At 67.8% G+C, this 11,646-nt stretch carries 9 protein-coding genes; 5 read left to right on the forward strand and 4 right to left on the reverse strand.

Translation table 11 applies throughout. The annotated features are described in order from the left end of the window. Positions 1 to 75 precede the first annotated feature (75 nt). Positions 76 to 1,044, reverse strand: a complete 969-nt coding sequence (locus tag ACYCO6_RS02965; RefSeq protein WP_459769131.1) for an MBL fold metallo-hydrolase — start codon at positions 1,042 to 1,044, stop codon at positions 76 to 78. Positions 1,045 to 1,325: 281 nt separating this feature from the next. Between ACYCO6_RS02965 and ACYCO6_RS02970 the strand changes: the two genes are divergently transcribed. Then, positions 1,326 to 2,135, forward strand: a complete 810-nt coding sequence (locus tag ACYCO6_RS02970; RefSeq protein ID WP_459769133.1) for a sigma-70 family RNA polymerase sigma factor — start codon at positions 1,326 to 1,328, stop codon at positions 2,133 to 2,135. After that, positions 2,132 to 2,917, forward strand: coding sequence for an anti-sigma factor family protein (locus tag ACYCO6_RS02975; protein ID WP_459769135.1), 786 nt, complete (start codon positions 2,132 to 2,134; stop codon positions 2,915 to 2,917). Before ACYCO6_RS02970 ends, ACYCO6_RS02975 begins: the two co-directional genes overlap by 4 nt. A 196-nt stretch (positions 2,918 to 3,113) precedes the next feature. Here the strand turns inward: ACYCO6_RS02975 and ACYCO6_RS02980 are convergent, their stop codons facing one another. Both ACYCO6_RS02980 and ACYCO6_RS02985 read right to left on the reverse strand, forming a co-directional pair. After that, complete coding sequence (locus tag ACYCO6_RS02980; RefSeq protein ID WP_459769137.1) at positions 3,114 to 4,550, reverse strand: sensor histidine kinase; 1,437 nt, start codon at positions 4,548 to 4,550, stop codon at positions 3,114 to 3,116. Next, the gene (locus tag ACYCO6_RS02985; protein ID WP_459769140.1) at positions 4,547 to 5,212 is read right to left on the reverse strand and encodes a response regulator; all 666 of its coding nucleotides are present in this window, start codon (positions 5,210 to 5,212) and stop codon (positions 4,547 to 4,549) included. Before ACYCO6_RS02985 ends, ACYCO6_RS02980 begins: the two co-directional genes overlap by 4 nt. Positions 5,213 to 5,349: 137 nt before the next feature. Here ACYCO6_RS02985 and ACYCO6_RS02990 point away from each other — a divergent pair, with 137 nt between their 5' ends. The 3 genes from ACYCO6_RS02990 (at position 5,350) to oxlT (ending at position 9,687) form a co-directional block, all read left to right on the forward strand. After that, the gene (locus tag ACYCO6_RS02990; RefSeq protein ID WP_459769142.1) at positions 5,350 to 6,420 is read left to right on the forward strand and encodes an ABC transporter substrate-binding protein; all 1,071 of its coding nucleotides are present in this window, start codon (positions 5,350 to 5,352) and stop codon (positions 6,418 to 6,420) included. A 435-nt stretch (positions 6,421 to 6,855) separates the two neighbouring features. Then, entirely contained in the window at positions 6,856 to 8,169 is a 1,314-nt protein-coding gene (gene tcuC, locus ACYCO6_RS02995) for a tricarballylate/proton symporter TcuC (protein ID WP_459769144.1), read from the forward strand. A 240-nt stretch (positions 8,170 to 8,409) separates the two neighbouring features. Next, positions 8,410 to 9,687, forward strand: a complete 1,278-nt coding sequence (oxlT, locus tag ACYCO6_RS03000; RefSeq protein WP_459769146.1) for an oxalate/formate MFS antiporter — start codon at positions 8,410 to 8,412, stop codon at positions 9,685 to 9,687. 128 nt (positions 9,688 to 9,815) lie between these two features. Here the strand turns inward: oxlT and ACYCO6_RS03005 are convergent, their stop codons facing one another. Next, entirely contained in the window at positions 9,816 to 11,495 is a 1,680-nt protein-coding gene (locus tag ACYCO6_RS03005; protein WP_459769148.1) for an ATP-binding protein, read from the reverse strand. Positions 11,496 to 11,646: the final 151 nt, after the last annotated feature.

Consider the following 11,646-nt stretch of genomic DNA (forward strand, 5'->3'; position numbering starts at 1 on the left):
AGGCCGGCAGCCGTCACGACGGCGCGCAGTGAGATGCTGTTGGTCATGTCCGGTTTCCTTGTGTCCCGAGGACGTTCAGGCTTCCACGGGCGTGAACGCGTAGGCGTTGCCGTCCCTGACGAAGGTGCCGAAGCCCGGGAACGGGAAGTGTGAGCCGCAGATCGCCACCTTGTCGGCGATGGTGCGGTCGACCAGCTTGCGGCGGCTGGCGATTGCCATCGGACCGTCTTGGTCGTAGCTCCCCTGCCAGTCGGGATGAGGCGCGAGCAAAGCGGGCACGTACATCGTGTCGGCCGAGATCATCAGCTGGTCCGTGCCGGAGGACAGGAGCAGCGCGGAGTGCCCGGGCGTGTGGCCGGGCGCGAGGACGAGCCGCACCCCGGGCGCGACTTCGGCCCCGTCCTCGACCAGATGCCAGTTCTTCCAGGTCGGGAATACGTCCGCGATCCGCTTGCCCGCGCCGCGCCGGCCCTCCGGCAACTGCCCGAGCCGATTCGGGTCGGTCCACCACCGGTACTCCGTGCTGCTCACGACGAGCTCGGCGTTCGGGAAGGTCGGCGCGTTGGTGCCCTTCTGCATCAGCCCCCAGACGTGGTCGGGGTGGAAGTGGGAGACGAGCACGGTGTCGATCTGGGTATGGTCGATCCCCGCTGCCGCCATGTTGCCGGGCAGGTGCGTGGCGTTGGCCTGCCACTGCCCAACGCCCGAGCCTGCGTCGCACATCACGTATCGATCGCCCAGTTTGAGCACGAAGACAGTCAGCGGGATCGGCATGAAGTCGGTCGTGAGGCCTGCCTTCGCGAGGGCCTCCTTCGTCTGATCGACGGTCACGTCCTTGATGAAGGCCGGATCGTGCGGTTTGCGCCAGATGCCGTCATAGACAGCCGTGACCTCGGCCGAGCCGACCTTGAACTTGTGAAACCCCACGGTCGGTTCGACCAGCGCGGCGCTCGCGGCGGGAATGAAGCGCAGCGGCCGGTTCAGGCCGTAGGCCGCCGAAGCACCCAAGGCCGCGCAGGCGGCCCGGCGAGACAGGGTCATCATGAATCTCCTCTCCTCTTTGCGGGTCGAGACTCGATCGGCAAGGTCACGCGCCTCGTCGGCGGGTGATCCGGGGAAGAAGCCCTTTTCCGGCGTGCAGCCTGGCAATGAGCCCTCCTGCCATTGAGAGAGACTGCGAGCGCCGGCGCTTTATTCTCAAAATCTGAGGCGTTCGACTCATTCGCACCGGTATCGGCGCCGGCCGCGAATAAAACGAGCGCGCGTACAGTCCCTCAATAAGAGACCTGCACTCGGACGTGCGATTTCATGAGCGGGTGACAGAGATGGCGAACAACCCGATACACTTCCGCGGTGAGCAGGGAGCGGCCGCAGCCTACCTCGTGAGCGTGCGGGGGATGTCGCTCGAAGGGCTCGTGAAGCGCGTGAGCCTGCTTGCCGTTGACGCGCGCCGTGCGTGGGTGCCGGCCTTCGCCCGCCACCGCCGTCGCCGAGCGGCGACAGCGGATCCATTCGCCCGAATCTTCGCCGCCGTGGCGTCCGCATCGCACGAGGACACGCACCCGGTGCTCGATGCTGATGCCGCTGACCGGTTCCAGCGCCTGATCCTTCCGCAACTGGATGCCGCCTACAGCTTCGCGCGGTTCCTCAGCCGCGATGCCGATGCCGCCCACGACATCGTGCAGGACGCATGCCTCAGAGCCTGCCGGCATTTCGGCAGCTTCCGGGACGGCAATGTCCGGGCGTGGCTGTTCGCGATCGTGCGCAATTGCCATCACGATTGGCGCACGGCTCGGGCTCGGACGGCGCGCTACGAGGCCGACGTCGAGGCCGGAGAGGGCGGTGATGACGAGGGCGGGTCAGCGCTCGACCGTGTCGTCTCCCAAGAGGATACACCCGAGGCGGCCTTGATCCGCAAGACTGAGGCGGAGCGGGTTCGAAGCGTCCTCCTCGGGCTTTCGCGGCCCTCGCGCGAGGTCCTCGTGCTGCGCGAGCTGGAGCATCTCTCCTACCGCGACATCGCCGTGGTGACGGAGATGCCGATTGGGACGGTGATGTCGCGCTTGGCACGGGCTCGAAGCGAATTTGCCCAGGCCTGGACACGGGACGCTCAGACCGGGAGGACGCGCTCGTGACACCCTGCGAAGCCGATCCTTGCGTACAATGGGCGGTGACACTGCACGGCTTCATCGACGGCGAGCTGGACGCCGTGAACGCCCTCGCGTTCGAGTCCCATCTCGCAGGCTGCCCGCATTGTCGTGCGGAAGTCGAGCGCTTCTCGACCTTGAGGCGGACCGTCGGGCAGGACGGCGTCGCGTGGCCGGTCCCGGAGCACGTGCGCGCACAGCTCGTTGACGCCGTCGCACGCGCGAGCGCGCGAGCGAGGCGCAATGCGGGTCAACAGACCATACAGATCCTCGCATTCGTTCGGCGCTGGAGCTTCATCCCGTCTGCCGCTGCCTTGGCCGCGAGCCTGTTTCTCGTGCTCGGGGTCCCGCGCCCGAGCCCGTCGCTTCAGGACGAGCTGGTGTCGAGCCACGTACGCTCGTTGCTGGTGGATCACCTCACCGACGTGCAGACCTCTGACCGGCACACGGTCAAACCCTGGTTCAACGGCAAGGCCGACGTCTCGCCGCCTGTCGTGGATCTTAGCCCGCAGGGGTTTCCGCTCGTAGGGGGGCGGCTCGACTACATCGCCGGCCGGCCGGTGCCCGTCATCGTTTACCGGCGCCGCGAGCACGTCATCAACGTCTTCGTATGGCCCGCGCGCGAGACTGGAGCGCAAACGTACAGCGAACACGGATACAATATGGTCTGGTGGACCTCGGATGGCCTCACGTTCTGCGCCGTATCAGACGTATCAGATTCAGATCTTTTGCAGCTCCGACGGGCTTTTTCGCAGTCCGATGCTCGATAGAGGCGCCTGCATCGCGTCAGATCTCTGGAAACCGACGCGCAATGAAGGCGCGCGCGTGCCGATGATCCGGTCGAATGCGGCTTGTCCGCATCTTCGCTTCAGTCGCTCCGACGCGGATCGGCAGCCATCGGTTGCTTCTGGTCGTTGCACGAGCGCGGCGTACGGAACTTGAACCCTGATAGCGCACGACCGGGTGCTAGTTCAGCCGCTTCGCCTGGCGGGCCGGGGATTCGGATGCGGTTGGCGGGAAGACGAGTCTGACCAGAAGCCCACGCCCACCCCGGCGACCGTCATGGAGAGACACGGCGGCCCCGAGCCGGTCGGCAAGGGCCCGGACCACGGCGAGACCGAGGCCGCTGCCCTCCGGGCCGCCGCTCCGCGCGACCCTGTAGAAGCGCGCGAACACCTTCTCCCGGTGCTCCGGCGCGATACCCGGCCCGTCGTCCTCGACCTCCGCACTGGCGCCGCCCGGCGCGTTGGCCACCCGCACGACCACCCGGGCGCCGCGCCCGGCATAGCGGATCGCGTTGTCGATGATGTTGCCGAGGATCTCGCCGATCAGGGTCGGATCACCGCGAACCGGGACGGGTTCGTCCGGCCGCTCGTACTCGACCTCGATGCCCGCCGCGATCGCCCGCGGCACCTGCTCCGTCAGGACGGAAGCCGCAAGGCCGGCGAGATCGAGATCCGTCATCGCCAGCCCACCGGGGCTCTCGTCGGCGCGGGCAAGCGCGAGGAGCTGGGCCAGCAGATGCTCGAGGCGGAGCGCCGCGCCCTCGATGTCGTCGAGGGCGGCACGGCCTTCGGGGCGTGCGTCGACGCCATGGCGGCGCGCGAGGTCGACATGCGTGCGCAGAACGGCCAGAGGCGTCCGCATCTGGTGCGAGGCGTCCGCGGTGAAGCGCCGGACGGCCGCCATGACCTCGTCCAGCCGCGCCAGGAGGATGTTGAAGGCCAGAACCGGGGCGGCCGCCTCGACGGGCACGTTTGAGGCGTCAAGCGGTTGCAGGCTGATCGCGCCGGGGGCCGCCCGCCGGTCGATCTCGGCGCTGAGCCGCTCCAGGGGCGCGAGACCGCGGCCGATCCCGATCCACGTCAACACTCCGACGAGGGCCAGAAGGACGGCTTCGAGCAGGAACAGGCCGCCGAGGAGTCGCGTCTCCAGGGCGCGGCGGGCGTCGCGCGTCTCGGCCACCTGGACCAGGACCGAGCCCGGCTTGCCGTAGAGGCGCCGAGCCTGGGCGGCGACGCGCACGGGCGCCCCGCGCATGACCGCGTCCCGGTGCTGGGTCGGGCCGGGCTCGATGTCCGGGACGGGGCGAGGCAGGTCACGGTATCCGGTGACGAGCTGCCCCTGATAGCTGACGCTGTAGTAGATCCGGTCCTGCGCTTGGCTCTCCAGCATGCCGAGCGCCACCCGCGGCAGGTCGACCGTGACCTCGTTGTCCTCGTCCACGGCGAGGCGCTCGGCGATCGCCAGGACGGAGCCGTCGAGGAGGCGGTCGTGCGTCGTCTCGACGACGTCCCGAATGACGAGGGCGCCGCCGAGGCCGAGCACGAGGGCGAGGACCGTCGCGGGCAGGAGCATGCGCACCATCAGCCCACGCCGCAGGGAGGGCGGGCGCCGGCTCATCCGGCGTCGAGCAGGTAGCCGAGCCCGCGGATCGTGCGGATCTCCGGCCCCTTTGGCAGCAGCTTCTTGCGCAGCCGCGCGACGTAGAGCTCGAGGGCGTTCGGCGCCACCTCGTCGTCGAACCCGAATACCTCGCCGCTCAGCCGCTCCTTCGGCACCACTTGGCCGGCCTTCGCCATCAGCACGGCGAGCACGGCGCGTTCCCGGCGACGCAGCGCCAGCGGCTCGCCGTCGAGCGTCACCGCGCCGGTGGCACGGTCGAGGGCGAGCGCCCCGCAGCACAGAACGGGGTTGGGCTGCCCCTGGCCCCGCCGGATCAGCGCCCGCACGCGCGCCTCGAATTCTGCGGGCGCGAAGGGCTTGAGCATGTAGTCGTCTGCGCCGCGATCGAGGCCGCGCACCCGGTCCGCCACAGCGTCGCGCGCGCTCAGGATCAGCACGGGCACGGAGACGCCCGCCGCACGGATGCGCTGCAGGACCTCGAAGCCGGACAGACCCGGCAGGCCGATGTCGAGCACGATCAGGCTGTAGGGTTCCGAGAGGGCAAGGTACGCGGCCGCCTCACCGTCCGGCTCATGATCCGCCGCGAAGCCGGCGAGCCGGAGCGACGCCAGGAGTCCCCGGGCCAGGGCGGCGTCGTCCTCCACGACGAGCACCCGCATCCGCTCGTCCTCCCCCGTCGAGGCTCCGCGTATCCGCGCTGCGGCGGCTTGGCATCGCGGCGCGAGCCTGTAGCCTTCGATTCTCGCGACTGGGGGCCCTGCTGGCAACCGAAAAGCCGCGCGACGGGAGAGGGAACGTGCGCATCCTCGCGGCTGGACTGATCGCCTTGGGCGTCCTCACCGTCTCCGCCCGAGCTCAGATCGACGCCCCCGTCGACGTGCAGCCCCAGGACGTCGCGCAGGCCCAGCGGGAAGGCGCGGTGGTGATCCGCGCCACGACCGACGAGGCGGAGGCCTCTGCGCTGCTGGAGGGCTTCCGGCAGCACTATCCGGCAATCGCCGTCTCCTACGCCAAGCTTAACTCGTCGAAGCTCTTCGAGGAGTTCCTTACCCAGGTCGGCGAGGGCAAGGGTACGGCGGACATCCTCTGGAGTTCGGCCATGGACCTCCAGGTCAAGCTCGTGAACGACGGCTTCGCCGAGCGCCACGTCTCCCGGGAGGCGGACGGGCTGCCGGCCTGGGCCGTGTGGCGCTACGAGGCCTACGGCGTCACTGCCGAGCCGGTCGCGATCGCCTATAACCGCACCCTGCTCCCCGACGACCGCGTGCCGCGCAGCCACGCGGACCTCGTGCGCAGCCTGACGCAGAACCCCGCGGACTGGCACGGCAAGATCGCCACCTACGACCCGGAACGCAGTGGCGTCGGGTTCCTGTTCCTCACCCAGAACCTCGCGGTAACGCCGCGGACCTGGGATCTCGAGCGCGCCCTCGGACAGGTGGGGGTGAAACTCTACACGGCCACCACGCCCATGCTCGACCGCGTCGCCTCGGGCGAAGCGCTGCTGGCCTACGACGTCTTCGGCTCCTACGCGCTGGAGCGTGCCAAGCGCGATCCGAAGATCGGCGTCGTCCTTCCCTCCGATTACGTGCTGGTCACCTCACGCATCGCGTTCATCCCCAAGGCCGCGCAGCACAAGGCGGCGGCCCGGCTCTTCCTCGATTACATGCTGTCGCGGGAGGGCCAGGCGGAGCTGGCCGCCCGCTCGGTGACGCCGGCCCGGCCCGACGCGCGCCGGCCCGACGATCCGGTCGCAGCGGCGCCCAACCCACGCCCCATCGAGGTCGGGCCCGAACTCCTCACATCACTCGACCAGATCAAGCGCAACCGCACGCTGAAGCAGTGGCGGCATGTCATCGAGGGGCGGTAAGCTGGACGGTTTGGCCAGTTTATGGCGCGACGTCTTGTCGTGACAGGTTGGTGACAGGTTCGATCCTTACAGTCCCTCCAAAATACAATCAGGAGGGAACGGATGCAGATCATGGACCTATCGCCCAGCGCGGCGCCCTTGCAGCCCCGCGGCTTCCCGACGGCCGAGAGGCTCAGTGCGACGGGGTGAAGCGCCCATCGACGCGCGGATCGCGCGCCGACGATCCGCGCGGCCGCGGCCGCGGGTTCTTCAATCCAGACAAGACGGCGGTCGGTTCGCGGCGCCGACCGAGGTTGCTCACCCCCTGCAGGGGACGAGGAGCGCCGCCGCGCGGTCTCCGGCGCGGAAGCGCGATGGATAATCCCGATCGCAGCCCGGCCGCTCGGCGGCGGGCTCATCCTGACAACGACGCCAAACACACCCTGGGAGGATATTATGGCGCACTTCGCCCCCGAAGACCGCTCGCGATCCAAGATCGCCACAGTGCTGCGCGTCACGAGCGGCAATTTTCTCGAAATGTTCGACTTCTTCCTGTTCGGGTTCTACGCTACCTCCATCTCGAAGGCGTTCTTTCCCGCCGGCAATGAATATGCCTCCCTGATGCTCACCTTCGTGACCTTCGGGGCGGGGTTCCTGATGCGGCCTCTCGGGGCCATTTTCCTCGGTGCCTACGTCGACCGGGTCGGGCGGCGGCAGGGCCTCATCGTCACGCTCGGTGTCATGGCGATGGGCACGATTCTCATCGCCTTCGTGCCGTCCTATGAGACCATCGGTCTGTTCGCGCCCTTCCTGGTGCTGATCGGCCGGCTGCTGCAGGGCTTCTCGGCGGGCGTCGAACTCGGCGGCGTGTCGGTCTACCTCGCCGAGATGGCGACGCCCGGCCGCAAGGGCTTCTACGTCAGCTGGCAATCGGGCAGCCAGCAGGTCGCCATCATGGCCTCAGCGCTCATCGGCTACGGCCTGAGCCGGACCCTCACGCCCGAGGCGGTGGGCTCCTGGGGGTGGCGCGTGCCGTTCGTCATCGGCTGCCTGATCGTGCCGTTCCTGTTCTACATCCGCCGCTCGCTGGAGGAGACCGAGGAATTCCTCAAGCGCAAACACCGTCCCAAGGCCCGGGAGATCTTCACCTCGCTCGGCCGCAACTGGCAGATCGTGGGGCTCGGGATGCTGCTCGTGGTGATGACCACGGTCTCGTTCTACACCATCACGGTCTACACGCCGACCTTCGGCAAGGCTGTGCTGAAGCTCTCAGCCGAGGACAGCCTCATCGTCACCTTCTGCGTCGCGGTGTCGAACTTCTTCTGGCTGCCTGTGATGGGCGCGCTCTCTGACCGGATCGGCCGCAAGCCCATCCTGCTCACGTTCTCGGCCCTGACCCTGCTCACCGCCTACCCGGCGCTCGCGTGGCTCGTCGCCAACCCGTCCTTCGGCAACATGCTGGTCGTGCTCCTGTGGCTGTCCTTCCTGTACGGGAGCTACAACGGCGCGATGGTGGTGGCGCTGACCGAGATCGTGCCGGCGCACGTGCGCACCGCGGGCTTCTCACTCGCCTATTCGCTGGCGACGGCTCTGTTCGGCGGCTTCACCCCGCTCATCTCGACCTGGCTCATCGAGGAGACCGGCAACCGCGCCGCCCCGGCCTTCTGGCTCGCGTTCGCGGGCGCCTGCGGCCTCGTCTCCACGCTCCTCATCTATCGGGAGCGGAGCCCCGCGCGGACGGAGTTCGCCAGGGACGCCGCGGCCGCTTGATAATCAGCGGATCGCTGCCAGCCGGCGCCGATCAACAAAGGCGCCGGCCACAGCTCGATCGACGCCGCTCCTCTATAGTCAGATCTCTCCCGATAAAGGCTCGAATCCCGCGCATCGCTCAAGATGCAACGCGCGGTCAACCGTATTCTGCGGCGCTGCGCCTGCAGCTGCGCTGCGGCGCACGATTGACGCCTGCCGGCGCTGATGATGTCATTATTTAAAAGGTGCCGGGAGGTGTAAATGGACCCAGTCGAGTCGCGTCGGCGCTGGCTGCAACTCCTGCTGGGCCTGATCGTCATGATGACGATTTCGAGCCCGCAATACGTCTGGACCCTGTTCGTCAAACCCTTTCAGGCGAGCACCGGTGCTTCGCTCGCCGCTGTGCAGGTCACCTTCACGCTGCTGATCGTGCTGCAGACCTTCTTCTCGCCAGTGCAGGGCTACCTGATCGACCGGTTCAGTCCGAAGCTGATGATCGCCGTGGGTGCCGCCCTGAGCGGGCTCGGTTGGATCATGGCGTCGAAAGCCGAGAGCCTGCTCGCCTTGTATGCCACCTACGGTTTGCTCTGCGGCCTCGGCACCGGCATCGTCTATGTCGGCATAGTCTGCCTGATGGTGCGCTGGTTCCCGGACCGCCGGGGCTTCGCCGCCGGCATCGTGGCGGCCGGCTACGGCATGGGCGCCATGATCACCACCTTTCCGATCGCCGACATGATCGCGGCCACCGACTTCCGGCACACGCTTTTGGTCTTCGGTTGCATCCTCGGTGCAGTCGGGGGGCTCGCCGCTCTCGGCCTGCGCGCGCCACAGGCTGGCGAGGTGCCGTCGATCGATCCGGAAAGAACCGCGAGCACGGCAGCCGACACCGGTCCGAGGGCGATGCTGCGCACGCCGCTGTTCTGGTTGATGTTCGCCATGATGACGATGATGTCGACGGGCGGCTTGATGGTCACAGCGAATTTCGCCAACTTCGCCCGCGAGTTCGGCGTCGCCGATGCCCTCGTGTTCGGCTTTGCGGCGCTCCCCTTCGCGCTGACCTTCGACCGTATCACCAACGGCCTGACGCGCCCCTTCTTTGGCTGGGTGTCGGACCATATCGGCCGCGAGAATACGATGGCGATCGCGTTCACGCTCGAGGCGTTTGCGATCGGCCTGCTGCTCTACAATCGGCAGAACGCCTACGCGTTCGCACTGCTGTCAGGCGTGGTGTTTTTCGCCTGGGGCGAGATCTTCTCGTTGTTCCCCTCAATCCTGACCGACACCTTCGGGACGAAGCACGCCACCACGAATTACGGCTTCCTCTACATGGCACAAGGCGTTGGCTCGCTCCTGGGCGGTCCTGTCGCGGCGCTCATCCACGACGCGGCCGGCCACTGGGAGCCGGTCTTCTCGATCGCGATCGTCCTCGACCTCGTCACCGCCGTGCTGGCCTACTTCGTACTGAAACCCATGCGGCGCAGCTGGCTTGGGCGCGAGCGGGCGCCTGAGCCCGCACTCGGCAGTGCCGCGACGATCTGAGAGGACGAGCACCCGTGGGCCGCGAAGCGGCAGTCGGTTTCGCGTCCATCGCCGCCGTTCAGCCGAACCCGGCAGCATCCAGGAAGCGCACGGTCCGGAAGGCAAAGCGGACAGGGCCTTGCGGGGCTTTATGCCTTAGCATGGCCGAAGTCAGAGCTCTGTCGTCCCGGCCCGGTCCGTGCTCCCCTGCGCAGCGCAGCCTGCACGCGGTCGATCAACTCGCTGCGCCGGTACGGCTTGCCCAGCACGTCCATGGCATGCGGCTGGGGGCCGTCGATCGCCATCTCGTCGTTGTAGCCGGTGGTGAGCAGGACCGGCACACTCGGGTCACGGCTGCTGACCTGCTCGGCCAGAACGAGGCCATTCGCGCCGCCGGGCATGATCACGTCTGAGAACACGAGCTTGAACCCGTCCCCGCCCGCCAGTGCTTCCTCGAACCGCTCCAGCGCCTCCTCGGCGCTATGGGCGATCACGACGCGATAACCGATGTCCTGCAGCGCCTCTCCTGCCAGCGCAGCTGCCTCGCGGCTGTCGTCGACGACGAGGACGAGCGGCGGTGCGGTCAGGTGGTCGAGGGGCCGCGCCTGATAGCCCGTCTGTACCGCGCCGTGGCCAGCGTCATCCGTCTTCTGCCTCAGCACGGGAAACAGCATGCGAATGGTCGTGCCGCGCCCGACCGCACTCTCGATCTCCAGCCGGCCCCCCGATTGCTGGACGAAGCCGTGTGCCATGGCGAGGCCAAGGCCCGTTCCCTCCCCGCGCGACTTGGTGGTGAAGAAGGGCTCTGTCGCCCGCGCCAGGATATGAGGTGCCATTCCGGTGCCCTCGTCGGAGACGCACAGCAGCACGTAGTCGCCCGGCTCCAAGTGCCGCGAGGCGGCATCGCCGTTGAGGTGGACCTGCCGTGTGGTGACCGTGATGGCGCCGCCGTTCGGAGACGCGTCGCGCGCGTTCACGACCACGTTCAGGAGCGCCATTTCCAAGTGAGTCGCGTCGACCCGCACCTGCGGCAGACGCCGCTGCAGATTCAGGTGCAGGGTGGCCTTGCTGCCAACCGAGGACTCCAGCAACTCGGCGACGGAGTTGACCAGTTCGCTCAGGTCGACGCCCTTCGGCTCCAGCCGGCCGCGGCGGGCGAAGGCGAGAAGTTGATGGGTCAGCTTCGCACCGCGGTCGGCCGCCGCGGTGGCTGCCGTATGATACCGCTCGAAGGCCTTGTCATCGTGACGCTTGGCTGCCAGCCGCTCCAGGCTGCCGTTGATGACATGCAGGAGGTTGTTGAAGTCATGGGCCAGCCCTGCGGTCAGCTGCCCGATGGCCTCCATCTTCTGCGCCTGCCGGAACTGCTGCTCCGACTCCCGCCGCAGGGTCACGTCGAGCTGGCTGGCGAAGAAGTAGATGATCTCGCCTTCGGGGTTATGCACCGGACCCATGAACACCGCGTTCCAGAACGGCGTGCCGTCCCGACGATAGTTCAGGATCTCAACGGCAGTGGCCTTGCCCGCAGCGACGGCCTCCCGGAGCTGGCGCACGTGCGCTGGGTCGGTGCCTGCGCCCTGCAGGAAGCGGCAGTTGCGCCCGAGTACCTCGCCTTCCTCATAGCCGGTCAGGTCGAGGAAGGCATTGTTGGCGAAGACGATGGGGATGTCGTCCTGGCGCGGATCGGCCAGGATCATCGGCATCCGGGTCATCTCGACGGCGGCGAAGAAGACGCTCCCGCGCTCGTTCAGGCCCGGGTCGGTGATGGTACTCTGTTGCCAGTGGCGCAATCCTGGCCGGCCGAGCGGTTCCAAGGCGCCCTGGTCCATGCGGCCACGGGCCGGCTCGCCCGCGCTGACATCGCCGTCACCTCCGGTGGGCTCTGGTGATCGTTGGTCATCATTCATGGGCGCCATGTAGCGGAGAATGCGGCTGCTCGCCGAATGCTCCCCGTCCGGGCGATCATGAGCTCATAGCCTG

This window comes from Methylobacterium sp. CM6257, from assembly GCF_054611515.1.